Origin of the sequence: Mumia sp. ZJ1417, from assembly GCF_014127285.1 — a bacterium.
GTDB lineage: Bacteria > Actinomycetota > Actinomycetes > Propionibacteriales > Nocardioidaceae > Mumia.
The window spans coordinates 3,660,172-3,686,384 of the sequence record NZ_CP059901.1 but is presented as its reverse complement, the minus strand read 5'-3'; the positions used below and the strand labels follow the sequence as shown (position 1 = coordinate 3,686,384).

At 70.1% G+C, this 26,213-nt stretch carries 27 protein-coding genes; 24 read left to right on the top strand and 3 right to left on the bottom strand.

The genetic code is table 11. The features are described from left to right. Positions 1–78 precede the first annotated feature (78 nt). The 8 genes from H4N58_RS17780 to H4N58_RS17745 all read left to right on the top strand — a co-directional run bounded on the left by H4N58_RS17780 (position 79) and on the right by H4N58_RS17745 (position 8,962). Positions 79–1,005, top strand: coding sequence for a MurR/RpiR family transcriptional regulator (locus tag H4N58_RS17780; protein WP_167006276.1), 927 nt, complete (start codon positions 79–81; stop codon positions 1,003–1,005). Positions 1,006–1,033: 28 nt separating this feature from the next. Further along, on the top strand, positions 1,034–1,789 hold the full coding sequence (locus tag H4N58_RS17775; RefSeq protein WP_167006273.1) for a sugar isomerase domain-containing protein: 756 nt from the start codon (positions 1,034–1,036) through the stop codon (positions 1,787–1,789). A gap of 33 nt (positions 1,790–1,822) precedes the next feature. Then, the gene (ngcE, locus tag H4N58_RS17770; protein WP_167006270.1) at positions 1,823–3,238 is read left to right on the top strand and encodes an N-acetylglucosamine/diacetylchitobiose ABC transporter substrate-binding protein; all 1,416 of its coding nucleotides are present in this window, start codon (positions 1,823–1,825) and stop codon (positions 3,236–3,238) included. Further along, the gene (locus tag H4N58_RS17765) at positions 3,235–4,233 is read left to right on the top strand and encodes a carbohydrate ABC transporter permease (protein ID WP_208322447.1); all 999 of its coding nucleotides are present in this window, start codon (positions 3,235–3,237) and stop codon (positions 4,231–4,233) included. Before ngcE ends, H4N58_RS17765 begins: the two co-directional genes overlap by 4 nt. Then, the gene (locus H4N58_RS17760; RefSeq protein WP_167251420.1) at positions 4,230–5,141 is read left to right on the top strand and encodes a carbohydrate ABC transporter permease; all 912 of its coding nucleotides are present in this window, start codon (positions 4,230–4,232) and stop codon (positions 5,139–5,141) included. The genes H4N58_RS17765 and H4N58_RS17760 overlap by 4 nt, the downstream gene beginning before the upstream one ends. A gap of 76 nt (positions 5,142–5,217) precedes the next feature. Continuing rightward, positions 5,218–6,015 (top strand): hypothetical protein, encoded by a 798-nt coding sequence (locus H4N58_RS17755; protein WP_167251422.1) that lies wholly within the window; start codon positions 5,218–5,220, stop codon positions 6,013–6,015. Between the two features lie 9 nt (positions 6,016–6,024). Continuing rightward, positions 6,025–7,668 carry a phosphoglucomutase (alpha-D-glucose-1,6-bisphosphate-dependent) gene (gene pgm / locus H4N58_RS17750; protein ID WP_167251424.1) on the top strand — a complete coding sequence of 548 codons (1,644 nt, stop codon included), beginning with the start codon at positions 6,025–6,027 and terminating at the stop codon, positions 7,666–7,668. Between the two features lie 52 nt (positions 7,669–7,720). Then, a complete protein-coding gene (locus H4N58_RS17745) occupies positions 7,721–8,962 on the top strand; it encodes an NlpC/P60 family protein (RefSeq protein ID WP_167251426.1) in 1,242 nt (413 codons plus the stop codon). A 171-nt stretch (positions 8,963–9,133) separates the two neighbouring features. Here H4N58_RS17745 and H4N58_RS17740 read toward each other — a convergent pair whose 3' ends face one another. Further along, positions 9,134–9,628 carry an inorganic diphosphatase gene (locus tag H4N58_RS17740; protein WP_167007190.1) on the bottom strand — a complete coding sequence of 165 codons (495 nt, stop codon included), beginning with the start codon at positions 9,626–9,628 and terminating at the stop codon, positions 9,134–9,136. A 145-nt stretch (positions 9,629–9,773) separates the two neighbouring features. Between H4N58_RS17740 and H4N58_RS17735 the strand changes: the two genes are divergently transcribed. The 13 genes from H4N58_RS17735 (at position 9,774) to H4N58_RS17675 (ending at position 21,794) form a co-directional block, all read left to right on the top strand. Then, positions 9,774–11,465 carry a bifunctional UDP-sugar hydrolase/5'-nucleotidase gene (locus tag H4N58_RS17735; protein WP_167251428.1) on the top strand — a complete coding sequence of 564 codons (1,692 nt, stop codon included), beginning with the start codon at positions 9,774–9,776 and terminating at the stop codon, positions 11,463–11,465. Positions 11,466–11,474: 9 nt separating this feature from the next. Further along, positions 11,475–12,944 (top strand): D-alanyl-D-alanine carboxypeptidase/D-alanyl-D-alanine-endopeptidase, encoded by a 1,470-nt coding sequence (gene dacB, locus H4N58_RS17730; protein ID WP_167251430.1) that lies wholly within the window; start codon positions 11,475–11,477, stop codon positions 12,942–12,944. A gap of 10 nt (positions 12,945–12,954) precedes the next feature. Further along, entirely contained in the window at positions 12,955–14,037 is a 1,083-nt protein-coding gene (locus H4N58_RS17725; RefSeq protein ID WP_243843046.1) for a zinc-dependent metalloprotease, read from the top strand. Between the two features lie 10 nt (positions 14,038–14,047). After that, on the top strand, positions 14,048–15,034 hold the full coding sequence (gene tilS / locus H4N58_RS17720) for a tRNA lysidine(34) synthetase TilS (protein ID WP_167006248.1): 987 nt from the start codon (positions 14,048–14,050) through the stop codon (positions 15,032–15,034). A 65-nt stretch (positions 15,035–15,099) separates the two neighbouring features. Next, complete coding sequence (gene hpt / locus H4N58_RS17715; RefSeq protein ID WP_347877948.1) at positions 15,100–15,642, top strand: hypoxanthine phosphoribosyltransferase; 543 nt, start codon at positions 15,100–15,102, stop codon at positions 15,640–15,642. A 171-nt stretch (positions 15,643–15,813) separates the two neighbouring features. Further along, positions 15,814–17,856, top strand: coding sequence for an ATP-dependent zinc metalloprotease FtsH (ftsH, locus tag H4N58_RS17710; RefSeq protein WP_167006242.1), 2,043 nt, complete (start codon positions 15,814–15,816; stop codon positions 17,854–17,856). A 1-nt stretch (position 17,857) separates the two neighbouring features. Beyond that, positions 17,858–18,451: a GTP cyclohydrolase I FolE gene (gene folE / locus H4N58_RS17705; RefSeq protein WP_167006239.1), complete on the top strand. Its 594-nt coding sequence runs from the start codon at positions 17,858–17,860 to the stop codon at positions 18,449–18,451. Continuing rightward, on the top strand, positions 18,451–19,302 hold the full coding sequence (folP, locus tag H4N58_RS17700) for a dihydropteroate synthase (protein WP_243843045.1): 852 nt from the start codon (positions 18,451–18,453) through the stop codon (positions 19,300–19,302). The genes folE and folP overlap by 1 nt, the downstream gene beginning before the upstream one ends. Continuing rightward, the gene (locus H4N58_RS17695) at positions 19,295–19,699 is read left to right on the top strand and encodes a nuclear transport factor 2 family protein (protein WP_167006236.1); all 405 of its coding nucleotides are present in this window, start codon (positions 19,295–19,297) and stop codon (positions 19,697–19,699) included. The genes folP and H4N58_RS17695 overlap by 8 nt, the downstream gene beginning before the upstream one ends. Further along, positions 19,696–20,073, top strand: a complete 378-nt coding sequence (gene folB, locus H4N58_RS17690; RefSeq protein WP_167006233.1) for a dihydroneopterin aldolase — start codon at positions 19,696–19,698, stop codon at positions 20,071–20,073. The genes H4N58_RS17695 and folB overlap by 4 nt, the downstream gene beginning before the upstream one ends. Continuing rightward, complete coding sequence (gene folK, locus H4N58_RS17685) at positions 20,070–20,633, top strand: 2-amino-4-hydroxy-6-hydroxymethyldihydropteridine diphosphokinase (RefSeq protein WP_167006230.1); 564 nt, start codon at positions 20,070–20,072, stop codon at positions 20,631–20,633. The genes folB and folK overlap by 4 nt, the downstream gene beginning before the upstream one ends. Positions 20,634–20,637: 4 nt before the next feature. Continuing rightward, on the top strand, positions 20,638–21,120 hold the full coding sequence (locus tag H4N58_RS17680) for a DUF3180 domain-containing protein (RefSeq protein WP_167006227.1): 483 nt from the start codon (positions 20,638–20,640) through the stop codon (positions 21,118–21,120). 53 nt (positions 21,121–21,173) lie between these two features. Continuing rightward, positions 21,174–21,794, top strand: coding sequence for a hypothetical protein (locus H4N58_RS17675; protein ID WP_167251432.1), 621 nt, complete (start codon positions 21,174–21,176; stop codon positions 21,792–21,794). Between the two features lie 12 nt (positions 21,795–21,806). On the opposite strand, the gene H4N58_RS17670 is transcribed toward H4N58_RS17675, so the two are convergent. Beyond that, on the bottom strand, positions 21,807–22,949 hold the full coding sequence (locus H4N58_RS17670; RefSeq protein ID WP_220471278.1) for a betaine/proline/choline family ABC transporter ATP-binding protein: 1,143 nt from the start codon (positions 22,947–22,949) through the stop codon (positions 21,807–21,809). A gap of 3 nt (positions 22,950–22,952) precedes the next feature. On the opposite strand from H4N58_RS17670, the gene H4N58_RS17665 reads away from it, so the two are divergent. The 3 genes from H4N58_RS17665 to H4N58_RS17655 are packed head-to-tail and all read left to right on the top strand — an operon-like array spanning position 22,953 to position 25,407. After that, positions 22,953–23,672, top strand: coding sequence for an ABC transporter permease (locus H4N58_RS17665; protein WP_208322933.1), 720 nt, complete (start codon positions 22,953–22,955; stop codon positions 23,670–23,672). Then, positions 23,669–24,406, top strand: coding sequence for an ABC transporter permease (locus H4N58_RS17660; protein WP_167251434.1), 738 nt, complete (start codon positions 23,669–23,671; stop codon positions 24,404–24,406). Before H4N58_RS17665 ends, H4N58_RS17660 begins: the two co-directional genes overlap by 4 nt. 41 nt (positions 24,407–24,447) lie before the next feature. Then, positions 24,448–25,407, top strand: coding sequence for an ABC transporter substrate-binding protein (locus tag H4N58_RS17655; RefSeq protein ID WP_167251436.1), 960 nt, complete (start codon positions 24,448–24,450; stop codon positions 25,405–25,407). Positions 25,408–25,422: 15 nt separating this feature from the next. Here the strand turns inward: H4N58_RS17655 and H4N58_RS17650 are convergent, their stop codons facing one another. After that, entirely contained in the window at positions 25,423–26,208 is a 786-nt protein-coding gene (locus H4N58_RS17650) for a metallophosphoesterase (RefSeq protein ID WP_167251437.1), read from the bottom strand. Positions 26,209–26,213: the final 5 nt, after the last annotated feature.

Genomic DNA, 26,213 nt, shown 5'->3' with positions numbered 1-26,213 from the left:
CTTGACCACGTCAGCCCCATGGGAATAGTTTTCAACGAATTCCAGATCTTTTGAGATGGATTTTCACGGAGCGTGATCATGGACCACCCGATCGACGGCGTGACGCTGACTCTCGGCGCGCTCGGAGTCGCCGATCGGATCCAGGCTCGACGTCCGCAGATGTCGAGCGCGATGGCCAAGATCGCCGCCTTGCTGGTCGAGCATCCCACCGCCCCTCTCGAGATGTCCATCACCGAGCTGGCGGCGCAGGCAGGCACCTCGGCCGCGACCGTCACCCGGTTCTGCAGGCTGATCGGCTACTCCGGATACGTCCCGCTGCGGGTGGGCGTCGCTGCCGACGTCGGACGCGGGGACGTCCACGCCTCGTGGCACGCCGACATCGGCAAGAGCTTCGACCCCGACGACACCTCCAGCGACGTCCTGCACGCGCTGCTGGGCTCGCACACGCGTGCGGTCCAGGCCACGGCGAGCTCGGTGGACCTCGAGCAGATCGACCGCATCGCGACCGCGATCGCCACGTGCCGCCACCTCGACATCTACGGCATCGGTGGGAGCGGCCTCATGGCCGACGAGCTCCAGTCGCGTCTCTACCGGATCGGCCTCAGCGCCCACGCCTGGACGGAGGTCCACGCCGGCCTCGCGAGCGCAGCGATCCAGGACGAGACCTGCGTGGCGCTCGCGATCTCCAACACCGGGCGCACCAGCGAGACGATCCAGATGCTCGGCCAGGCGAACTCCTCCGGCGCGTTCAGCGTCGCCCTGACCAACCGGCCCGACTCGCCCCTCGCCGCGGTCGCCCACGAGCACGTCGTGGCCGCCGCGCCGGAGGAGTACCTCCAGCCGGACGACCTCTCGGCCAAGCACTCCCAGCTCTTCCTCCTCGACCTGATCTACCTCCTCGTCGCCCAGCAGGACTTCGCGCGGACGACGACGAAGCTCGCGGCCTCCGCGATGGCTGTGCTCCCGCACCGCAAATCCGTACGCACCCGGTCCCGAACGCAGTGACCTGACCACCGATCCAGGAGAGCGCCGCATGTCCGACACCTCGCACCAGTTCCTGAACGAGACGACCAGCCGGCTCGAGCGGCTTGCGGCGGTCGCGGCAGAGGGCGGCCTCGACCCGGCCATCGACCTGATCGCGGGCGCGCTGCAGAACGGGGGGATCGTCCAGGCGTTCGGCACCGGTCACTCGCAGGCGTTCGCGATGGAGATCGCCGGGCGTGCCGGCGGCCTCATCCCGACCAACAACATCGCGCTGCGCGACGTGGCGCTGTTCGGCAGCCAGGACGTGTCGATCCTGTCCGACCCCAAGCTCGAGCGGGACCCGTCGGTGGTCGAGGAGCTGTGGGAGATCACGGCGCCGAGCCCGCAGGACGTCTTCGTGATCGCGTCCAACTCTGGCGTCAACGGGTCGATCGTCGGGATGGCGCTGGAAGCGAAGGCGCACGGCAACCCGGTGATCGCGGTGACCAGCATCGCCCACACGAGCCGGGTCACTCCCAAGCACCCGAGCGGCAAGCGTCTGAGCGAGGTCGCCGATGTCGTCATCGACAACCTCGCACCGTACGGCGACACGACCCTCACCACCGGCGACGACATCGGTGTCGGCGCCGTCTCGTCCTTGACCGCAGCCTTCGTCGCACAGCTGCTGACGATCGGGGTCGCCGAACGCCTGGCGGCCGCAGGCTCGGTCCCGCCGATCTACCTCTCCGCCAACATCCCCGGCGGGGACGACCACAACCACCAGCTCGAGGACATGTACGGCGACCGGATCCGGCGCCACGCCTGACACCACCACCATCACCACAGGAAGGCACTCCAGATGAGTATCGAGAGGAAGACGGTCGACCGGCGCACCCTGCTCCGAGGTGCGCTCGCGGCCGCAGCGGTCATCCCCCTCAGCAGCGCCCTGGCTGCATGCGCGGGGAGCAGCAACAACGACGACGACAACTCCACCAAGGGTGGCGAGAAGAGCACGGACAACCCGTTCGGCATGGCCGCCGACTCCACCACCGACGCCGTGATCTTCGACGGCGGCTACGGCACCGACTACGTCGCGTTCGCCGCGACGATCATGCAGAAGAACCACAAGGGCTCGACGGTCAAGGTCACTCCGACCACTGAGATCTCCCAGGAGCTCCAGCCTCGCTTCGTCGCGGGTGACCCGCCGGACCTGATCGACAACTCCGGCGAGAACTCGATCGGGTTCAGCGCGATCCTCGACCAGGTGGAGGACCTCACCGACGTCCTGGACGCCAACAACCTCGAGGGTACGAAGATCCGCGACACGCTCTTCGGTGGCGTCGAGGCGCCCGGCACCTTCGACGGCAAGCTCGCCGCCCTGAACTACGTGATGACGGTGTACGCGGTCTGGTACTCGTCGAGCCTGTTCGAGGAGAACGGGTGGACGCCCCCGAAGACGTGGGACGAGGCGATCGATCTCGGTGCCAAGGCGAAGTCCGCAGGGAAGTACCTCTTCCTCTGGGGCAAGGAGGCGGCGACGTACTACCAGACCCTCGCCATCGGCTCGGCGATCAAGCAGGGCGGCGACGAGGTCCGGCTCGCGCTGGAGAACCTCGAGGCGAACTGCTGGTCCAACCCCGCCGTCCAGCAGGTCTTCGAGGCCATGGGCAAGATCGTCGACGCCGGCTACGTCAAGCCCGGTGGTGCCGGCACGCAGTTCACGGCGGCTCAGGCGCAGTGGAGCAACAACCAGGACGCGCTGCTCTATCCGTCCGGGTCCTGGATCGAGAACGAGATGAAGGACCAGACCAAGGCCGGGTTCGACATGAAGGGCTTCCCGGAGATGGTCGTCAACTCCGACTCGGCGATGCCGTGGGAGGCGCTGCACAGTGCGGCGGGCGAGCCGTTCATGATCCCGTCGCAGGGCAAGAACGTGCCCGGCGGCAAGGAGCTGCTGCGGACGATGCTCTCCAAGGAGGCAGCGACCAACTTCGCCAAGACGAAGCTGGCGCCGACGATCGTCAAGGACACCGTCCCCGCCGACGGATTCGGCTCGACCGCGCTCGTGTCGCAGAGCGAGATGCTCACGGCGGCAGGCTCGGACGTCTTCACCTGGAAGTTCGTCGACCTGTACGGCATGAACGTCGACCAGCTGGTGGTCTGGAACAGCTTCCTCGCCGGCAAGTCGAGCGTGAAGGACTTGACGTCGCGCCTGCAGGAGATCACGGACAAGGTGCGCGAGGACGACTCCGTCACGAAGATCCCCGCCACGTGATCGAGTCCCCTCTGGTCCCCACCGCGGACACCGGGAAGCTCCCGCCGCGCAAGAAGAAGCGGCGGCCGCTGACGTTCGACCGAGTGAGCTTCGTGCTCGTCTTCCTCGTGCTGCCGTTGGCGCTCTTCTCGGTGTTCGTGGTGTGGCCCTTCGTGCAGGCCTTCTGGTACTCCCTGACGGACTGGTCAGGGTTCACGCCCGACATGAGCTTCGTCGGGCTGGAGAACTACCAGAAGCTGCTCGATGACAACATCTTCATGACGTCGTTGCGCAACAACATCATCTTGGCGCTCGTCGTCCCGTTCGTGACCGTCGTGCTCGCCTTCGCGCTGGCGACGATGATCACGGTCGGCGGCTCCACGCACGGGGCGACCCGAGGGCTGAAAGGTTCGAGCTTCTACCGTGTCGTGTCGTTCTTCCCGTACACGATCCCGGCGATCGTCATCGGCCTCATCTGGCTGCAGATGTTCGACCCGTCGAACGGCCTGCTCAACGGCGTCCTCACAGGGATCGGGCTGGACGGGTTCGAGTCGTTCCCGTGGCTTGGCGACACCCGGACGGCGATGCCGGCGTCGATGTTCGTCATCATCTGGGGCTTCGTCGGGTTCTACATGGTGCTGTTCGTGGCCGCGATCAAGAGCGTCCCCGGCGAGCTGTACGACGCGGCGCGCATCGACGGCGCGGGCCGCCTCCGTACGGCGTTCTCGGTCACGCTGCCGCTGATCCGCGACAACGTCCAGACCGCATACATCTATCTCGGCATCCTCGCGCTCGACGCGTTCGTCTACATGGTTGCGCTCAACCCGGGCGGCGGTCCCGAGAACTCGACGCTGGTCATGCCGCAGCGTCTGCTCCTCACCGCCTTCGAGAAGGGCCAGTTCGGGCTGGCGAGCGCGATGGGCGTCGTCATGGCGATCGCGACGATGATCTTCGCCGCAATCGTCTTCACCGTGAACCGCCTCGTGGGCGGCCGACCCGAGGGAGAGCGCCGATGACCGCGAGCGCCGACACCAAGACCTCGCAGCGAGCGGCTGCCGCGAGCGAGCCCTCTTCGTCAGGCGAGAAGCGCATAGGCTCCGGCGACCGTGCGGTGACGACGGTCGCGCACGTCATCCTCGGCATCTGGGCGCTGCTCGTCATCATCCCGCTGCTGTGGACGCTGCTGTCGTCGTTCAAGACCAGCAGCGAGATCTTCCAGTCGCCGTTCACGCTGCCCGCGAGCTGGAGCTTCGACAACTACGTCTCGGCATGGACGTCAGAGGGCATCGGCCGCTACTTCGTCAACACCGTCGTGGTGGTCGGGACGGCGTTGGTGATCGTGATGCTGCTGGGCTCGATGTGCGCGTACGTCCTCGCGCGCTTCTCCTTCTGGGGCAACCGGCTGATCTACTACCTGATGCTCGTCGGGCTGACGTTCCCGGTCTTCTTGGCGATCGTCCCGCTCTTCTTCGTGCTCAAGGGCTTCGGGATCCTCAACACGCTGCCGGGCCTGATCGTCACCTATGTGGCGTTCGCGCTTCCGTTCACCGTCTTCTTCCTCTATCCGTTCTTCCGGATCCTGCCGCAGGACGTCTCGGAGGCGGCAGACATCGACGGCGCGGGGGAGTGGCGGAAGTTCTTCCAGGTCATGCTCCCGATGGCGAAGCCGGGCATCGCGTCCGTGGCGATCTTCAACTTCCTCGGGCTGTGGAACCAGTTCCTGCTCCCGGTCGCGCTCAACACCAAGCGCGACAACTACGTGCTGTCGCAGGGGATGGCGGCGTTCGCGTCGCGGGCGGGCTACAACACCGACTACGGCCGGTTGTTCGCGGCGGTCATCATCACGATCGTGCCGGTGCTGATCGTCTACGTGATCTTCCAGCGCCAGCTGCAGGGATCGGTGTCGCAGGGGGCCGGAAAGTAACGGTCGCGCACTTCCGCAGCCAACGACCCCGAGCGTCTCGTACGATCCGGCTGCCAGCCTTCCCCCAGGGGTGCCCGTGAACGCGTCCGCCCTCAGCCGCCTGCCCACCCTGCTGCGGGCCCGAGTCGTCGTCGCGACGGTCGTCGCAGGCCTCCTCGGCATCACAGGGCTCATCGCGCTCGGCGTCGTGGCGAACCACACGGTGGTCCTTCAGGCGAAGGCGGATGCGCTCGTCCGGCATGCGCCTCACCAGGTCGGGACGTACGTCCATGCGGACGACGACGCATCGGCGGGACTGTCGTTCTCGTGGGACAGCGACGAGAGCGTCCGCCTCGAGGATGGCAGGACGGTGCCGTTGTGGCGATCGGATCAACCTGATCGCAGCGTTTCCCTGACGCAAGGTGAGGAGATCGAGATTGTCGAGTTCCCCGGGCGCGACCTCGCCTTCCTGGTCGACGAGGTGCCCGCAGATCATCCCCTCGTCCTCCGGGTGATCGACTGGGCACTCTTGATGCCGGGGGCGCTCCGTGGCATCGCGATCCCGCTCGCCGCCCTGTACGGCATCGTCCGCCTCATCCTCGGCTTCACCCCGCGCGCCCTCCCTTCGCTGCTGCGCCGCCGGGCCGAGGTCACCGGGGTCGTCGACGGTTTCTGGCCCACGGTGGACGAGCGCCGCGGCGACCTGCACGTCGCCGCCGGGTCTGCCGCGTACGTGGCGCGGGTGAAGGTCCGTGGCGATCGGCCCCGTGTGGGCGATCCGATCACGCTGCGCGGGAGCGTCCGGCCTGGCGGCTGGGTGGTCGCCTGGACCGAGCGGGGCGTGGTGGTCCCGAGGGAGCCGCTCCGCGCAGACGTCCCCGTACCCCGCCCCTAGGCTGGCCCCATGGTGGACCCACGGGCCGGCACGCCGGCAGAGCCGAAGGACCTCGTCGATCTCGACGCCCTCGCTGCGGCGTACTACGACCGCGTCCCTGACCCTGACGACCCCGCCCAGCAGGTGGCGTTCGGGACGAGCGGCCACCGCGGGTCGAGCCTCGACGGCGCGTTCAACGAGGCGCACATCCTGGCGACCACGCAGGCGATCGTGGAGTATCGCGCGCAGGCGGGCATCGCCGGTCCGGTGCTCGTCGGCCGCGACACGCATGCCCTCTCGCTCCCGGCCTGGCATACCGCGCTGGAGGTGCTCGTCGGCAACGACGTCGTCACGCTCGTCGACACCGACGACGGGTTCACCCCGACGCCCGCCGTGTCCCACGCGATCCTTCGCCTCAACGGGCTGAGCGGTCACGCAGGGGGAGGCGCAGGACAGGTCGATGGCATCGTCGTCACGCCGTCGCACAACCCGCCCCGCGACGGTGGCTTCAAGTACAACCCGCCCAACGGCGGCCCGGCCGGCTCCGACATCACCGGCTGGATCCAGGACCGTGCCAACGCGCTGCTGCGTGACGGGCTGCGCGGGGTCAAGCGGGCGACGACCGACGAGACGCGTGACCGGGTGCAGGCGTACGACTTCCTCACGCACTACGTCAACGACCTGGGCTCGGTCGTCGACATGGAGGCGATCGGGCGGGCAGGCGTACGGATCGGGGCCGACCCGCTCGGCGGCGCCTCGGTCGCGTACTGGGGCCGGATCGGCGAGCAGTACGGTCTCGACCTCACCGTCGTCAACACCGCGGTCGATCCGCAGTGGGGGTTCATGACCCTCGACCACGACGCCAAGATCCGCATGGACTGCTCCTCCCCGTACGCGATGGCGTCGCTGGTCAAGCAGCGCGACCGCTTCGACATCGCCACGGGCAACGACGCGGACGCCGACCGGCACGGCATCGTCACGCCTGACGCAGGCCTGATGAACCCCAACCACTTCCTCGCCGTCGCCATCGCGTACCTCACCGAGCACCGCGGCTGGGACGCCGCGGCAGGGGTCGGCAAGACGGTCGTCTCCTCAAGCATGATCGACCGGGTCGTCGCCGACTCCGGGCGTGCCCTGTACGAGGTGCCGGTCGGCTTCAAGTGGTTCGTCGACCCGCTCATCTCGGGATCGGTCGTCTTCGGCGGCGAGGAGAGTGCGGGCGCCACGTTCCTGCGGCGCGACGGTCAGGTGTGGACGACCGACAAGGACGGCCTCATCCTGGCGCTGCTCGCGTCGGAGATCCAGGCGGTCACCGGACGCAGTCCGAGCCAGCACTACTCCGGCCTGACCGCGCGGCACGGCGATCCCGCGTACGCCCGCGTCGACTCCCCGGCGACCCGCGAGCAAAAGGCCCGCCTCGGTGCGCTCGACCCGGCAGCGGTCACGGCGACCGAGCTCGCCGGCGACCCGATCACCCGCATCCTGTCGCACGCCCCCGGCAACGACGCCCCGATCGGCGGGATCAAGGTCGAGACCGCGGACGCGTGGTTCGCCGCCCGTCCCTCCGGCACGGAGGACGTCTACAAGATCTATGCCGAGTCGTTCCGAGGAGCCGACCATCTGGCGGAGGTCCAGGCTGCGGCAAGAGCCACGGTGGACGCGGCGCTGACGTAAAGTGCTGAGAAAGGCGGGTCAGCTCGTTGACCTGCGACGACGGGGGACATACGTGAGGCTCGCGACGGACCGCAGTGCGCGCAGGGTCGCGCCTCTGTTCGCCGTGGCCGCGCTGGTCCTCGCGGGGACGCCGGCCGTCCACGCGGATGAGACGCCCAGCGCCCACGATGTGCGTGACGCGCGGGCCGGGGTCGCCACCAAGTCGGGCGACGTCACCGACATCCGTGCCCGGATCGCCGCCACGACGGCCCGTGTCGACGCACTCGCCGTGGAGGCTGCTCAGGCCGCTGAGGCATACAACGGTGCTCAGTACGCCCTCGAAGAGGCCTCAGCCACCGCGCGCTCCGCCCAGAAGGCTGCGCAGACCGCCGCCCGCGACGCGGAGGGCCAGCGGCTGGTCGTCGAGCGGCTCACGGTTGCCGGGGTGACGGCGCGTGCCCCGTACCACCGCATCCGCAGCTTCTTCTCCGGCGGAGGGCCGAGCTCGCTGCTCGGTCAGATGAGCTCTTACAACGCGGTCGGTGACGCCAGCCGTGCGGCGCTCGCCACGTACGAGTCCAAGCGCGCCGTCGCCGTGACCCTGAAGCGTGAGGCCGACGCGGCGCTCGCGCGTCGCGAGAAGCTGGCGGCTGCTGCCACGAAGGCCAAGCACGACACCGAGAAGGCGGTCGCGGGTGCGGCGGCGGCGCGAGCCGGACTCCAGCGCGACCGCGACCAGCTCATCCGCGAGCTCGCCAACGCGGACGGCATCTCGGTGAAGCTGGCCAGCAGGCGTCAAAAGGCTCTCGAACAGCTCGCCCAGCAGGCCCAGGAGGCAGCCAACCGCCCGCAGACGGGCGCGCCCAGCCTGCCACCGACAGACAGCCCGGCGCCCTCGCCGACTCCTGCGCCCCCGACGCTGGACCCTGATGCCGACCCGCCGAAGCAGGCGAAGGGTGTCGAGGCGGCGGTTCGCTTCGCGCTGACGCAGGTGGGGGAGCCATACGTGTGGGCAGGGGCCGGGCCGGACGTCTGGGACTGCTCGGGCCTGACGATGCGTGCGTGGCAGGCCGCAGGCAAGGGACTCCCGCACTTCAGCGGCGCGCAGTACGCCGTGTCGGCGCCGATCGCGGTGCCCGAGGCGCGACGGGGCGACCTGCTGTTCTGGAGCCGTGGCGGTCCGGACTCGATCCACCACGTCGCGCTCTATCTCGGCGACGGCTGGATGGTCGAGGCTCCGCGGCCCGGCAAGAACGTCCAGGTGGTGTCGGTCTACTCGTGGACCGCGCCGGATCTTGCCGCCCGCGTGCGCTGACCTCCGTCCCGTCTGGGGTTCGTCAAGACGCGTCAGAGGTGCGTCAGGGCCGACCCGCCCCGCCCTCGACGCGTCCTTGCGGTGGCAGGCGCGGACACGCTCCGCGCCGAGGACGACGAAGGCCGCTGACCCTCGCGGGGTCAGCGGCCTTCGTACGACGTCAGTGCAGGCTCAGTGGTCGGCGCCGTGCTCGGAGACGCGCTTGAACGAGGCCTCGACCTCGTCCTCGGCCTCGCGGCGGCCGACCCACTCGGCGCCCTCGACGGACTTGCCGGGCTCGAGGTCCTTGTAGACCTCGAAGAAGTGCTGGATCTCCAGGCGGTCGAACTCCGGGACGTGACGGATGTCCTGGAGGTGCTCCTGACGCGGGTCGTCGACGGGCACGCACAGGACCTTGTCGTCGCCGCCGGCCTCGTCGGTCATGCGGAACATGCCGATCGCGCGGCAGCGGATCAGGCAGCCGGGGAACGTCGGCTCGGACAGCAGGACCAGCGCGTCGAGCGGGTCGCTGTCCTGGCCGAGGGTGTTCTCGATGAAGCCGTAGTCGGCCGGGTACTGGGTGGAGGTGAAGAGGGTGCGGTCGAGCCGGATCCGGCCGGTCTTGTGGTCGACCTCGTACTTGTTGCGTACGCCCTTGGGGATCTCGACCGTGACGTCGAATTCCAGCACTGTTCCTCCATTGGTTCGTGCGAGTGGTCCGAGCAGCGCACGCAGGGCCTGTCCACCCGGGCACGCAAGACTTGTCTAGTCTCTCGTACGTGGGCAAAGACACGGGACACGGGGTTGGCCCCTGTGACGCACGCAACAGCGTATGCCCGCGGTGACGCCGCGGCTCACGGTGCTCGCGACGACGGATCTGCACGGTCAGGTCCGCGACCACGACTACGGCACCGACCGTCCGTACGAGGACGCGTACGGCAACCGCATCGGTCTCGCCCGGGTGGCCGGCGTGGTGCGTCGCCTCCGCGAGTCCATGCCCACGGCGCTGCTCGTCGACGCCGGTGACGTGCTCGAGGGCAGTGCGCTGTCGCACGAGTACGCACGCCTGCTCGCCGAGGCGGCAGACGACGACGTGCCGCTGCACCCGATGGCGGCCGCGATGAACCACCTCGGGTACGACGCCGTGGCCCTGGGCAACCACGAGCTCGACTACGGCGTACGGGCGCTGGCGCGGTTCCGCGAGCAGCTCGACGCCCCGCTGCTGGCGGGCAACGCGCACGACGCCGTGACAGGCGAGCCTGCGTTGGCGGCGTCGGTCATGCGCGAGGTCGTCGTGATCCCTGGCGAGCCGCCCGTACGGGTTGGGATCGTCGGGCTCACCACGCCGAAGGTGACCTCCTGGAACCGCGACGTGCGCGCCCACCTCCGCTTCACCGACGTCGTCGACGCGGCTGGGCCGCTGGTCGCCGAGGTGCGGGCGGCCGGCGCGGACGTCGTCGTCGCGGTCGTGCACTCGGGGATCGTGGAGCCGTCGACCCCGGAGAACGCGGCCCTCGACCTCGCGCGCTGCGTCCCTGGCGTCGATGTCGTCGTGGCGGGCCACGCGCACGTCGAGGTCGCCGAGCGGCACGTCACCGGACCGGACGGGCGTCCGGTCCTGCTCACCGAGCCGCTGTGCTGGGGGATGCGGGTGGCGGTGGTCGAGATCGACCTCGCACGCACGGCCGACGGCTGGGCCGCTCACGAGGCGCGCTCGCGGCTCGTCGACACCGCCGATGCCGAGGAAGACCCCGAGATCGTCGCGCTTGTCGCGCCCCAGCACGCACACGTCCGTGCCTGCGGCGACCGCGTGGTGGGCCACGCCGAGGCGCCGATCGAGACCGAGCCGGCGCGCTACCGGCCGACCACGGCGCTCGCCCTCGTCGCCGCCGCACAATCCGGCGCGCTGCGCGGGATGCTACCGGGCGACCTCCCCCTGCTCAGCCTCGTGAGCCCGACCAACCGGTACGCGAGGGTGCCGGCGGGCCCGGTGCGCCAGCGCCACGTCGCGGCGTTGTGCCAGTTCGACAGCGGGCTGGTCGTGGTCGCCATGACCGGGGCCGAGCTGCGTGCGCACCTCGAGCACGCGGCCGCGTTCTTCGCCGCCACACAGGCACCCGGCCCCCACCATCCCGACGCGCTCACCAACGCCCCCACCCCGCGGACGCCGCACGGCACGCCGGACTTCGACTACGACGTCGCGTACGGGGCCGAGGCGCCTCTCACGTACGACATCGACCTCGCGCGCCCGCTCGGTGCACGGATCGCTGCACTGTCGTACGACGGCCGTCCACTGCGAGACGCGCAGCACTTCCACGTCGTCGTCAGCCGCTACCGTGCCTCGGGCGCCGCCTCGTACCCGCACGTCAGCGGTGCGCCCGTCGTCCACGAGCTCACCGAGCCGCTGCGGACACTGGTCGCCAGGCACCTCGCCGACGGGCGCCCGTACGCGCAGGAGCCGCACTGGCGGTTGCTCCACGACGGTCAGCCGCTCGCCGTCCTCGACCTTCCCCTCCTTGGCTAGGCTCGAAACATGCCTTCACACCACTCCGAGCGCGGCCGCGCCTGGCCGTACGTGCTCCTCGCGGTGGTGCTCGTCCTGACCGGCGGGGGCGTCGCCGCGTACAGCCTCGGCCACCTCGACCGCTGGCTCTGCGAGGGCGGCACCTGCGAGTCACGCGAGGCCGATCCCGCGTCAGTGCCTGTCACCCCGGCCGAGCCCGAACTCGCGCCGGTTCTCGCCGCGCCGCAGTCCCGTCCTCTCGACGCGGACCGCGTGCAGCGCGCGATCGCGCCGCTGCTCGGCCGCAAGGCGCTCGGCACGCACGTCGGGTTCGCCGTGTCGGATCTCTCTTCGGGGGAGCAGGTCTGGAGCTCCGGGACGGGCGCGTTCATCCCCGCGTCGACGCTCAAGCTGTTCACCTCGCTCGCCGCGATGCAGACGCTGGGGCCGGAGCACCGCTTCCGTACGACCGTGCTCCGTGACACCACCGGAGAGGAGCAGCCGTCCGCGACCGACGCGGCACCGACGGCCGACGCGCTCGCACCCGGGCCCGCGAAGCTGGTCCTCGTCGGGGGCGGCGACCCTTATCTCACGGCGACGTCGAACGCCGCCGCACGCGTGTCGTACCCGCAGCAGGCGTCCCTCGCACAACTCGCCCGCCAGACAGCCAAAGCGCTGCAGGCCGACGGTGTCACCGAGGTCTCGCTCGGGTACGACACCTCGCTGTTCACCGGGCCGGCGGCAAACCCGACCTGGGAGCCGAGCTACATCACCTCGTTCGTGACCTCGCCGGTCAGCGCCCTGTGGGTCGACCAGGGGCGTGACGGGTGGCGTCGCACCGCCGACCCGGCCCGCCAGGCCGCCGCGACGTTCGCCAAGCAGCTGAAGGCGCGCGGCCTGAAGGTGACGGGCGTCGCAAGCACGGGCCGGCCGGTGGAGTCCGAGGAGCTCGCCGCGGTCAGCAGCGGCACCGTCGCGCAGATCGCGCAGTCGGTGATCGAGCACAGCGACAACCAGGCGGCGGAGGTGCTGCTGCGCCACGTCGCGATCGCCGAGAAGCAGCCCGCGACGTTCGAGGGCGGGGCCAAGGCCGTCCGGGACGTGCTCACCGGGCTCGGGGTCGACTGGGAGGGCAACCGCGTCTACGACGGGAGCGGGCTCTCGCGCGACAACCGCGTCACGCTCGCCTCGATGCTCCAGGTCGTGTCGACCGCGTCGGAGCTCTTCGACCGCTATCCGATCGCGGGCTTCAACGGCTCGCTGGCGACGCGCTTCACCGACAGCGGTACGGAGGCGGGGCTCGGTGTCGTCCGTGTGAAGACCGGCACGTTGTCTGGTGTCCACTCCTATGCCGGCACGACCGCCACCCGCGACGGGACACCCGTCGGCTTCGTGATCTTCACCGACCGCGTGCCCGATCGGCGTACCCTCGACGCCCGGACGATGCTCGACCGCATCGCTGCGCGGCTGTCGGCCTGCTCCTGCGCAGCCTCCGCGTAGGCTCGCAGGCATGACGGACAGCATGATCGACTGGGACTTCGCGCTGACGACCGCCGCGCGGATGACCCGGCCCGGTCCCGAGATCGCCAGTGCCGAGGCCGAGCAGGTCGTCGCCGAGCTCCGTGAGGGCGCGGCGCGGTCGGAAGGCCCCGTACGCGAGTTCACCGGGCTCGTGGCGGAGTCGGCGACCGCACCCGTCCTCGTCGTGGACCGCCCGGGCTGGGTCACGGCCAACGTGTCGTCGTTCGAGGTCGTGCTCCGGCCGATGCTCGAGAAGGTCCAGGCGGCGGCTGAGGCGAAGGGGCAGGCTCCCGGGCGCTTCGGACGGGCGATCGGCGCCCGCGTGACGGGGGCGGAGGTCGGCGCTGCGCTGGCCTTCATGTCGACGAAGGTGCTCGGGCAGTTCGACCCGTTCTACACCGCGCCCGCAGCAGACGGCGGGCTCCCGGTCGGCGGACGCCTCCTGCTGGTGGCCCCGAACGTCGTGCACGTCGAGCGCGAGCTGGACGTGGACGCGCACGACTTCCGGCTCTGGGTCTGCCTGCACGAGGAGACCCACCGCGTGCAGTTCACGGCCGTGCCGTGGATGCGGGCGCACATCCAAGGACTCGTCGACGGGCTGATCGACGCCACCGACACCGATCCCGAGGGCGTCTCGCGCTCGCTCGGCGAGGCGTCGAAGGCAGCAGGCCGTTTCGTACGAGGCGAGCGCGTCTCCTTGATGGACGTGCTCCAGAACGATCGCCAGCGCGAGATCATCGCGCAGGTCACCGGCGTCATGTCGCTCCTGGAGGGCCACGCCGACGTGGTGATGGACGGGGTCGGGCCCTCGGTGATCCCGACCGTGCGCCACATCCGGCGTCGCTTCGACAAGCGCCGTCAGGGCGGTGGTCTGCTCGACCGGCTCGTACGCCAGGTGCTCGGCCTCGACGCGAAGATCCGCCAGTACCGTGACGGCGCCGCGTTCGTCCGATCCGTCGAGAAGTCGGTCGGTCGTGAGGGCTTCGACGCCGTGTGGGCCTCGCCGGTCAACCTGCCGTCCGCGGAGGAGATCGAGCAGCCCGACCAGTGGGTCGCACGCGTTCACGGATGAGATCGTCGCCATGACCGCGCGCCGTACGCCGCCCCTCGACCCCGTGGTCGCGCGCGGGCGCCGTGCGGTCTCGGACGCGCTCGCCGACCTCCCTGGCGACGCCACGGTCGTGTTCGGCGTCTCGGGCGGCGCCGACTCGCTCGCGCTGGCCGCGCTGACGTCGTTCGTCGTTGCCGGCCGTGGCGGTCGTGCGCTCGCGCTCGTCGTCGACCACGGCCTGCAGGCGGGGTCGGACCAGGTCGCGCAGCGCGCCGCCGCGCAGTCGCGCGACCTCGGGGTCGAGGCCCGCGTCGAGCGGGTCGACGTCGGGTCCGACGGGGGCCCGGAGGGTGCGGCGCGCGTCGCACGTCGTGAGGCGCTGCAGGCCTGTGCCGACGAGCTCGGTGCCGCCGCCGTCCTGCTCGCGCACACCCGCGACGACCAAGCCGAGACCGTGCTCCTCGGGCTGGCCCGAGGGTCCGGTGCACGCTCGCTCGCCGGCATGGCACCCCGTACGGGAATCTGGCGGCGCCCGCTCCTCGGCCTCACCCGCGCCGACACCGAGCAGGTCTGCCGCGCGGTCGGCCTCACCTGGTGGGACGACCCTCACAACGACGATGCCCGCTACGCCCGGGTGCGCGTCCGTCGCACGGTCCTGCCGTTGCTCGAGCGCGAGCTCGGACCGGGTGTCGCGGCCGCCCTCGCGCGTACGGCTGACGGCCTGCGCGACGACGCCGACGCCCTCGACGTGCTCGCCCGTACGGCAGCGCGCGAGGTCACCCGCGACGACGGGGCGCTCGACGTCGCCGCGCTCGCTGCCCTCCCTCGCGCCCTACGGACGCGGGTTCTGCGCGCTGCCGCGATCGGCGCCGGATCGACCGCGAACGACCTCACGGCAGCGCACGTCGCCGGGGTCGAGCAGCTGGTCACCGCCTGGCGCGGCCAGGGCGGCCCGGCGCTTCCCGGCGGCCTGACCGTCCGCCGCACGGGCGGTGTACTCCTCTTCATCCCGTCGTGAGCGGCGGGCCCCCGGACGCGTCGTCAGGGTCGCTGTGCGAGGCTGGCTCCGTGGACGCGAAGCAGATCGAGGGCGACCTCGCGCTGGACCAGACGTACATCCCCGAGGCCGACATCCAGGCCCGCCTCCGAGAGCTCGCCGCTGAGATCGCGCGCGACTACGAGGGCGAGGACCTGCTGCTCGTCGGCGTGCTCAAGGGTGCGGTCATGGTGATGGCCGACCTTGCCCGTGCTCTCGAGCGCGACGTCGAGATGGACTGGATGGCGGTCACCTCGTACGGGTCGGGCACGACCTCGTCCGGCGTCGTACGGATCCTCAAGGACCTCGACACCGACCTCTCGGGCCGGCACGTCCTGATCGTCGAGGACATCATCGACTCGGGCCTCACGCTGTCGTGGCTGACGTCCAACCTGCGCTCGCGCAAGCCGGCCTCGGTCGAGATCTGCACGCTGCTGCGCAAGCCTGAGGCGCTCAAGATGGCCGTCGACGTCAAGTACGTCGGTTTCGAGATCCCCAACGCCTTCGTGGTCGGCTACGGGCTCGACTACGACGAGCGCTACCGCAACCTGCGCGACATCGCGACGCTCGCTCCGCACGTCTACTCCTGACCCAAGCAGCCGTCACGGAGCAAGATCCGCGCGGCTTCTGGGAACATGTGGACGGGTGCCAGACGTTGAAGCACCAGGGGACAAGACTCGCCCTGCCTTCATGGCGAGGGCGTGTACCGTCGGTTCCCGTACCCATTCCTACGCAGGAGGAGCGAGGCGCGGCCTCGGATCATGGACGTCAAACGCATCTTCAAGGGCCCGTGGCTCTGGATCATCATCAGTGTCATCGCGGTTCTGGCCCTGCTCCAGCTGGTGTCGTCCAACAGCGGCTATCAAGAGGTCAAGACCGCGACGATGGTGCGGTACTTCGAGCAGGGCAAGGTCGCCGAGGCGACCTTCGTCGGCGCCGGCGACAACGAGATCCGCGCCACGCTCGACGATGACAAGAAGGTGCGCGCCAACTGGCTCGGCGACCAGGGCAACCAGCTGCGCAAGCTTGCGGATGAGAGCGTCTCCGACAAGGAGATGAAGACGTACGACGTCGATATCCCCAAGCCGAGCTTCCTCGGCAACCTGCTCGGACTCCTGCTGCCGTTCGCGCTGATCTTCCTGCTGTTCATCTTCTTGATGAACTCGATGCAGGGCGGCGGCGGACGCGTCATGCAGTTCGCGAAGTCCAAGGCCAAGCTCATCTCCAAGGACACGCCGCAGACGACCTTCGCCGACGTCGCGGGTGCGGACGAGGCCGTCGAGGAGCTCGGCGAGATCAAGGAGTTCCTGGCCGACCCACAGAAGTTCCAGGCGGTCGGTGCCAAGATCCCCAAGGGCGTCCTCCTGTACGGCCCTCCCGGCACCGGCAAGACCCTCCTCGCGCGCGCCGTGGCCGGCGAGGCGGGCGTGCCGTTCTACTCGATCTCGGGCTCGGACTTCGTCGAGATGTTCGTCGGTGTCGGTGCGAGCCGTGTCCGTGACCTGTTCGAGCAGGCCAAGGAGAACGCGCCCGCGATCGTCTTCATCGACGAGATCGACGCCGTCGGGCGTCACCGTGGCGCTGGCCTCGGCGGCGGGCACGACGAGCGCGAGCAGACGCTCAACCAGCTGCTCGTCGAGATGGACGGCTTCGACGTCCGCGGCGGCGTGATCCTCATCGCCGCCACCAACCGTCCCGACGTCCTCGACCCAGCGCTGCTGCGCCCGGGCCGGTTCGACCGCCAGATCGCGGTCGAGGCGCCCGACCTCAAGGGCCGTCTGCAGATCTTGCAGGTCCACTCGCGCGGCAAGCCGCTGGCGCCCGACGTCGACCTCGAGTCGGTTGCGCGGCGCACGCCCGGCTTCTCCGGCGCCGACCTCGCCAACGTCCTCAACGAGGCTGCGCTGCTCACCGCCCGCAGCAACCAGGCGCTGATCGACAACCACATGCTCGACGAGGCCATCGACCGCGTCGTCGCTGGCCCGCAGAAGCGGACCCGCCTCATGAGCGAGCACGAGCGCAAGATCACCGCGTACCACGAGGGTGGCCACGCACTGGTCGCCGCAGCGCTGCCCGGCAGCGACCCCGTGCACAAGATCACGATCATGCCGCGAGGCCGTGCCCTCGGTTACACGATGGTGCTGCCCGACGAGGACAAGTACAGCCAGACGCGTGCCGAGATGCTCGACAAGCTGGCCTACATGATGGGCGGTCGCGCCGCCGAGGAGCTCGTCTTCCACAACCCGACGACCGGCGCCGCCAACGACATCGAGAAGGCGACCAACCTCGCTCGCGCGATGGTCACCCAGTACGGCATGACCGAGCGGATCGGTGCCGTGCGCCTCGGCGAGAACGGCTCGGAGCCGTTCCTCGGCCGCGACATCGGCCACTCGCGCAACTACTCCGAGGAGCTTGCGGCGATCGTCGACGAAGAGGTGACCAAGTTCATCAGCTACGCCCACCAGGAGGCGTTCGACATCCTCGCCGAGAACCGCGCCGTCCTCGACGACCTGGTGCTCGCGCTGCTCGAGAAGGAGACGCTCAACAAGGCCGAGGTCGCCGCGATCTTCGAGTCGCTCAAGCGTCGGTCCGCGCGTCCGGCGTGGACCGGTTCGGAGACCCGCAAGCCGTCGTCGTTGCCGCCGGTGCTCTCCCCGAAGGAGATCAACGGCCACGAGCCCGAGCGTGACGGCGACGAGGGCACGATCGTCCTCGCGCCCGGTCAAGGTGGCACCGACCTGCACGGCCCGGGTTCCGACCCGGCGGGAGGAACGCCCGAGCCGCCGTCGCCCGGAGCGCACTGACGTGGCGCAGGCCGAGAGCGGGGCGCTGCCCGAGTTCGACACGCCGCGTGCCGAGGCCGCGATCCGTGAGCTCCTCGCCGCGATCGGGGAGGACCCTCACCGCGACGGGCTCAAGGACACGCCGGAGCGGGTCGCCCGCGCCTACAAGGAGATCTTCGCCGGCATGCGCCGGGATCCCCAGGAGGCGCTGTCGCGCACCTTCGAGGTCGACCACGACGAGATGATCCTGGTCAAGGACATCGAGCTGTGGTCGATGTGCGAGCACCACCTCGTGCCGTTCACGGGGGTCGCGCACGTCGGCTACATCCCCGCCGAGGACGGCCGCGTGGTCGGGCTGTCCAAGCTCGCGCGGCTCGTCGACGTGTACGCCCGCCGCCCGCAGGTGCAGGAGCGGCTGACCACGCAGATCGCGGACGCGCTGACCGAGACCTTGCGCCCGCTCGGTGTGATCGTCCAGATCGAGGCCGAGCACCTGTGCATGACGATGCGCGGCGTCCGCAAGCCCGGGGCCAAGACGATCACCAGCGCCGTACGCGGACAGCTGCGCGATCCTGCGACCCGGGCCGAGGCGATGGCCCTGATCACGGGCCGCTGATGTTTGCGCGTCGCGTGGTGCCGCTGCTCCCCGACGCGGGTCGGTGCCAGGTGATGGGCGTCGTGAACGTCACCCCCGACTCGTTCTCGGACGGGGGGCTGTGGCTCGACGCCGACGACGCGGTCCGTCACGGCCTCGAGCTCGTCGCCGCCGGTGCCGACCTCGTCGATGTGGGCGGCGAGTCGACCCGTCCCGGGGCCCAGCGCGTCGACGCGGCCACCGAGCTGGCGCGGGTCGAGCCGGTCGTCCGTGCTCTTGTGGAGCGCGGTGTCGTCGTCTCTGTCGACACCATGCGCGCCGAGGTCGCGGAGCGTGCTGTCGCCGCAGGTGCGCGGGTCATCAACGACGTCTCCGGCGGGCTCGCCGACCCCGACATCCTCGAGGTGGCCGCGCGCACCGGTGTCCCGTACGTCGTCATGCACTGGCGAGGGCACTCCGACACGATGCAGGGCGACGCCGCGACGCACTACGACGATCTCGTGCCCGACGTCGTCGACGAGCTGGGCAGCGCCGTCGACCTCGCGCTCGCCAAGGGGGTCCGGCCCGAGCAGGTCGTGGTCGATCCCGGCATCGGCTTCTCCAAGCGAGGCCCCCAGAACTGGACCGTCCTCGCTCACCTCGAGGCGTTCGCCTCGCTCGGCTATCCGCTGCTGGTCGCGGCGAGCCGCAAGCGGTTCCTCGGCGAGCTGCTCGCGGACGACGACGGCCTGCGGCCTCCGAGGGAGCGCGACTCCGCGACGGTCGCGACCACTGCGCTAGCGGCGGCGGCGGGCGCGTGGTGCGTGCGTGTCCACGACGTCGCGCCCAACGCCGACGCCGTGCGCGTCGCCGAGCGGTGGCGCGATGGCTGAGCGGCGTGACCCGGTCCTCGTGACCCACCAGGCGTTCTACGACGCGATCGAGCACGGTGACCTCGACCTCATGTCGTCGCTGTGGCTGCCCGGCGAGGACACGGTGTGTGTGCACCCTGGCGCCGAGCCGATCCTCGGCCGTGGCGCGATCCTGCGGTCGTTCGCGATGCTCATGGCCAACGTCGGCTACATCCAGTTCATCCTCACCGACGTCGAGGTGCGGCGTCGTGACGGCATCGCGATCGTGTCGTGCGTCGAGAACGTGCTCTCCGAGGCCGAAGGCGAGGCGCCCACGGTGTTCGCCGGCGGGCGCGGCGTCGCGACCGACGTCCTCGTCGAGACCGCGACCGGGTGGAAGCTCTGGTCGCACCACTCCGGGCCGGTGATGGAGGGATGACCGTGCCGAGCGGACTGGACCGGATCACCGTGACCGGGATCGAGGCGTACGGCTACCACGGCCTGCTCGCGTTCGAGCGCGACCGGGGCCAGCGGTTCGTCGTCGACGTCGTGCTCGGGCTGGACCTCGGGCGTGCGGCGGAGACAGGGGACTTAGAAGCGTCGGTTCATTACGGTACGTTGTCGGAGAGGGTCGCGGACGCCGTGGCGTCGGACCCCGTGGACCTGATCGAGACGCTCGCTCTCCGCATCCTCGGGATCTGCTTCGGTTTCGCACCGGTGCAGTGGGCGAGCGTCACGGTTCACAAGCCGGATGCACCGATACCGGTGACGTTCTCGGACGTCGCCGTGACGATAGAGCGGAGTCGTACGTGACCGAGACGCCCAACCCACACATCCCCGACGCGGACACGATGACCGGGGGCATGCGCCCGATCCGGCAGGCCGTGATCGCGGTCGGGTCCAACCTGGGGGAGCGGCTCAACAACGTCCAGGGTGCCGTCGCCGCGCTTGCCGACACGCCGGAGGTCACGGTCGTGTCGGTGTCGTCGGTCTACGAGACGGTGCCGGTCGGCGCGCCCGCGGGCTCGCGCGACTTCCTCAACGCCGCCGTCCTCATCGACACCACGCTGACCGTGCACACGCTGCTCGACCGCTGCCTCGCGATCGAGGACGCGTTCGGTCGCGAGCGCGGTGAGAAGAACGCGCCGCGCACGCTCGACGTCGACCTCATCGTCGTCGGTGACCGCGTCGCGCACGACGACCGACTGACGCTCCCGCACCCGCGTGCCCACGAGCGTGCGTTCGTGCTGATGCCGTGGCTCGAGCTCGACCTCGAGGGCGAGATCCCCGGCAAGGGCTACGTCGTCGACCTCGCGCAGGGTCTCGACACCTCCGGCGTCACGCGGCGCGAGGACCTCGAGATCCTCGTCTGATCTGATGGCTCGCCGTCCGCTGCGCCGGTCGTCAGCAGTCCAGCTCGCCGTCCTCGGAGTCGTCGGTCTGGCTGTCGGACGAGCGATGCGTCCCTTCCTGGAGTGGCGCGACTCCGTCGTCCCCACGGTCTCGTGGGTCGCCGCGGGCACGATGCTCTTCCTCGCCGCGATCCTCGGTGTGCTCGCATGGACGACCTTCCAGTCGCTCCACCGCGAGCGGCGGACGATGCACGCGACGCGAGCGCTGCGGCTGCTCGCGCTCGCCAAGGCCTCGGCGATCGTGACGGCGCTGATCGCCGGCTACTACGTCGGGTTCGCGTTGTCGTTCGCGGGCGACATGGAGCTCGCGCTGCCCCGTGAACGGGTGGTCAGGTCTGCCGCTGCGGCCATCGCCGCACTCGTGGCGCTGGCCGCCGCGCTCGCCCTCGAGCGCGCGTGCGAGGTGCCCCACGATGACGAGGATTCCGACGAGGCCGCACAGGCCTGAACGCTTGGTGTCGGTAGGCCAGAACGGGTCTTCCGTAGCGTAGGGTTCTCACCATGTCGAACGATCGCCGCCGCCAGCGCTCCGTGCGCATCCTCGCCGCCAGCCTCATGCTGGCGGCTTCTGCCGTCTTCGTCGCCGTCGCAGTCGTGTCGGCCTCGCAGGGAGTGCTGGTCGCGGCGTCGGTGACAGCGGTGATCGTCGGAGTCGCAGCGGCCCGGGTCATCACCGACGAGGTCCTCACCACCCGTCGCGCATGGTTCAAGGACCGCGCCGAGCAGGCTCAGGCATACCGCGACATCTCGGTCGACCGGACCCGCGAGAACATGGAGTTCATCGAGGCCGTGAACGAGACGCTCTCGATCACCACCCGGCGCATCACCGAGCTCAACGGCACCCTTCGTCTCGCCGAGGCGCGCGCCGACGAGTCCGACGCGCGCCGCGAGGAGCTGCAGCGCGAGGTCGAGACGCTGCGCACCGACGGCGACGACGAGGCGGCGCCGAGCACGATGACGCTGTGGGACGGCGCCGACGTGCCGACGATCGTCGACCTGCTCAGCTGGGAGGCGACCGCCGCTGCGCGTGCGCAGGCGGCCGACGAGGCCGCCGATGCGGAGGCCGAGGACAAGGATGCCAAGGACGCCGTCGAGGAGCTTCCCGAGGCCAAGGAGGCCTGAGCCGGCTCGGGCTCACGGGGCGCTGGACGGCTCCGTCGTCCGTACGGACCGGCGCAGCGCCGCGTGCAGCGACTCCGGTGTGAGGACGCCTAGGAAGCGTCGGTCGTCGTCGAGGACGGCAACCCACCCGGCGTCGTAGCGCAGCATCACCGACCACGCCTCCTTGAGCGTGGCGTTGCGGTGCAGCGTGGCCTCCATCGGACGCGCGCGCAGGGTCTCGGCGGTGGTGAGGTGCTCGGCGGCAACCCACCCCACAAGACGCTCGGACTCGTCGACGACGATCGCCCACGGCACGTCCGCCCGCGCGGCACGGCGGCGAACCTCATCGAGTGGCGTGTCCACGCGGACGACGGGCGCCTCCTCGAGCTCGTCGACGTCGATCGGTGTGACGGCGAGGCGTCGAAGCCCTCGGTCGGCGCCGACGAACTCCGCGACGAAGTCGTCGGCAGGCGCACCGAGGACGGCCGCAGGAGAGTCGTACTGGCGGAGGTCGCCGCCGTTGGCGAGCACCGCGACCCGGTCGCCCAGGCGCACCGCCTCGTCGATGTCGTGGGTGACGAGCAGGACGGTCTTGCCGAGCTCGTGCTGGAGGCGGAGGAACTCGTCCTGAAGACGCCCGCGGACGATCGGGTCGACGGCGCCGAACGGCTCGTCCATCAGCAGCACGGGCGGGTCCGCGGCGAGCGCGCGCGCGACACCGACGCGCTGTCGCTGCCCGCCGGAGAGCTGGTGCGGGTAGCGACCGGCGTACGCGGCAGGGTCGAGGCCGACGAGGTCGAGCAGCTCGTCGGCGCGGGCCCGTGCCCGCTTGCGGTCCCAGTGCAGCAGCGTCGGCACGGTCGCGACGTTCTCGCGGACGCTCTGGTGCGGGAACAGCCCGACCTGCTGGATGACGTAGCCGATGCCGCGCCGCAGAGCGACCGGATCGGCCTTCATGATGTCCTGCCCGTCCAGGAGGATGCGGCCCGACGTGGGCTCGATGAGGCGGTTCACCATCTTGAGCGTGGTCGACTTGCCGCAGCCCGACGGGCCGACGAGAGCGACGAGCGACCCCTGAGGGACGGACAGCGAGAGTTCACGTACGGCGACGGAGCCGTCGTCGTACCGCTTGCCGACGCCTTCGAGCACGATCATCGCGTCCTCGGTACGGTGCATGTCGTGAGCCTAGCCGTCGGCGCGACCTCGTCCGTACTCCTCGCGGCCGACCCACCGTGCTACGCACGCAGCGTCAACGCATGGGTGTGCCCGGAGTACGTGGAGCGCTATGCGCCGGAGCTGGTCGACGCGACGATCCAGCACCTCATGCTGACCGTGGCGTCGGTGGCGCTCGGGCTCGTGCTCGCCGTCGCACTCGCACTGGTGGCACGCAGCCGGCCGAGGATGCGCTCGCTGCTCATGGGGAGCACCACGATCGTCTACACGATCCCGTCGCTGGCGATGTTCTCGCTGCTCGCGCAGGCGACCGGGCTGAGTCCGACCACGGTGATCGTGGGCCTCGGCCTCTACTCGCTCGCGATCCTCGTCCGCAACGTCCTTGCCGGTCTCGACGCAGTGCCCGCCGAGGTGGTCGAGGCGGCGACAGGGCTCGGGTACGGGCGCCTACGGCTGCTGACCCGCGTCGAGGCGCCCCTCGCGGTGCCGATCGTCATGGCAGGCCTGCGGGTCGCCACGGTCTCGACGGTGGCGATGGTGACGCTCGGCACGATCGTCGCGTACGGAGGCCTCGGCAACATGCTCGCCAACGGGATCGACGACAGCTTCAAGGCGCAGGTCTTCACGACGAGCGTGCTGTGCGTCGTCCTCGCCGTGCTCCTCGACCTGCTCCTGGTGGCCTTCACCCGCCTGGTCACTCCCTGGACGAGGGGGGTGGCGACATGAACGAGCTCGGCGAGGCGTTCGCGTTCCTCCTCGACCCGGCCAGCTGGACGGGCACCGACGGTCTTGGCAAGCAGCTGACCGAGCAGGCGCTCCTCACGGTGACCGCACTGCTGGTCGTCGCGGTCGTGGGGCTGCCGCTCGGACTGTGGCTGGGGCACCGAGGACGCGGCGGGACGTTCGCGATCAACGTCTCCAACGTCGGTCGAGCGATCCCCGTGTTCGCCGTGCTCGCGCTGCTGTCCCTCGGTCCGGTCGGGACGGCCGTCCTCGGGCCGTACGGGCGTGCCGGCATGGCGACGCTGATCGCGCTGGTGCTGTTCGGGCTGCCCCCGGTGATCACCAACGCGTACGTGGGGGTGCGCGAGGTTGACCCCGAGGTGGTGGAGGCCGCGCGCGGCACCGGGATGAGCGAGTGGCAGGTGTTCCGTACCGTCGAGCTGCCGCTGGCTGCGCGGCTGGTCGCGAACGGTGTACGCCTCGCGGTCGTCCAGCTGTGGGCGACGGCCACCATCGCAGCCCTGGTCGCGGGACCGGGGCTCGGCAACACCATCACGTACGGGTTCAGCAACAACACGTACAGGTACGTCATCGGCGGGGCGATCCTCGTCGCGCTGGGTGCCCTCGTCCTCGAGGGGATCGCCGCGCTCGTCGAGCGGGCGGTCGACCCGATGCGCCGTGTCAGAGGTTCCGGCGATGATGGTCTGGTCCAGACACCGCAGATCACGACACCGTAGAAGCCATCGCGGCCGCCGGTCGTGACGACGAAAGGGACTCCATGGACAGCACGACACTGCGCCGCGTCCGCCGCGCAGCAGCCACTCTCGCCTGCGCCGCCGCGCTGATCGCCCTGCCCGCCTGCGGTGGGGACGACCCCGACCCGGAGTCGGGGGTCAGGTCCAAGGGCCCGGTGACCGTGTCCGGCCAGAACTTCACAGAGATGCAGATCCTCGCCGAGCTGTACGGGCAGATGCTCGAGGACGAGGGCTACGACGTCACCCAGAAGCTCGTCGACACCCGCGCGGTCTACATAGACCAGCTCTCGAGCAACAAGGTTCAGGTCGTCCCGGAATACCTCGCCGGGATCGGCGACTACCTCAACACCCAGGCCAACGGGCCCTCGGCGAAGCCGGTGACCAGCAACAACGTCGAGCAGACCCTCGATGCGGTCAACACGCTCGCCGAGAGCGTCGGCATCACGCTGCTCGAGCCGGCCGCAGCGACCGACCAGAATGCCTACGCGGTCACGGAGGACTTCGCCAAGGAGCACGATCTGACCACGCTGTCCGACCTCGCGGCTTCCAAGGTGCCGGTCAAGCTCGCGGCGGCCCAGGACTGCAAGGACCGCCAGGACTGCGCCAAGGGGCTGCGTGAGGTCTACGGCATCGACATCACCGAGGTCCTGCCGCTCGGCTTCGGCAGCCGCGAGGGCAAGGACGCCGCGACCAGCGGTGAGGTCCAGCTCGTGCAGGTCGCGACGACCGACGGTGCTCTCGAGGACGACGGGCTGGTGCTGCTCGAGGACGACAAGGGCCTTCAGCCCGCACAGAACCTGATCCCTGCCGTCAACACGGAGTTCCTGGACGACAACCCGACGGTCGCGACCGCTCTCAACGAGCTCTCCACGGCGCTGACCACCGAGGATCTGGCCGAGCTCAACGTCAAGGTCGACATCGACCGCGAGAAGCCTGCCGACGTCGCCAAGGAGTACTTGGAGGACCAGGGCCTGCTGGGCTAGGCGCGCAGGCGACCGTCAGGCCGGCTCGTCCAGGCGGACGAGCTGGCACGGTCCGCCGAGATAGATCCCGCCGTCGATGTCGAGGACGAGCCCGTCCGCGTAGAGCACGGGCTCGTCCTGCGGCGTCACGGTGCCTCCGCGGATGAGCGCGCCGATCGTGTGGCCGTGCACGATCCGGCGCCCGCCCAGCGCCTCGAGCATTCGGGTCGCCGTCTCGACGCCGTCCTCCCGTGCGAACGCGTAGCGCGAGGTCAGCCGCCGCCACATCTCCCACCACGTGTCGAGGTCGGGCATCTGCAGCTCCGCACGGACGGCGGCGTTGATCTCGTCGACGGCATCGCCCCACAGGAGGTAGGCGGTGGTGTCGGAGTGGAGGAGGAGCTGGTCGGCGTCCTGGCCGAGCGCGGGGCGCGTGGTGAGCCAGTCGAGGTGACGCTCGTCGAGACGTTCGAGGTCGCTCACGATGCCGCCGTTGCCGAACCAGTTCGCCTCGAAGCTGTAACGGTTGTCGCCCGGGACCGGTGTCGGGCCGTACCGGTGCATGCCGAGCATGAGGATCTCGTGGTTGCCGAGCAGCGCGGTCACCTGGCCGCCGGCTTGCTCCGCCTCGTCCTCGAGGCGCATCGCCAGCTCGATCACGCCGACCCCGTCCGGGCCCCGGTCGACGTAGTCGCCGAGGAGCCACAGACGTGCGTCACCGCCTGCCCAGTGGCCGTCTTCGAACAGGCCCGCAGCAGTCAGCGTTGCCTCCAGCTCGTCGCGGTGCCCATGGATGTCGCTCGCCGCCCAGACCTCTCCCACCCCCC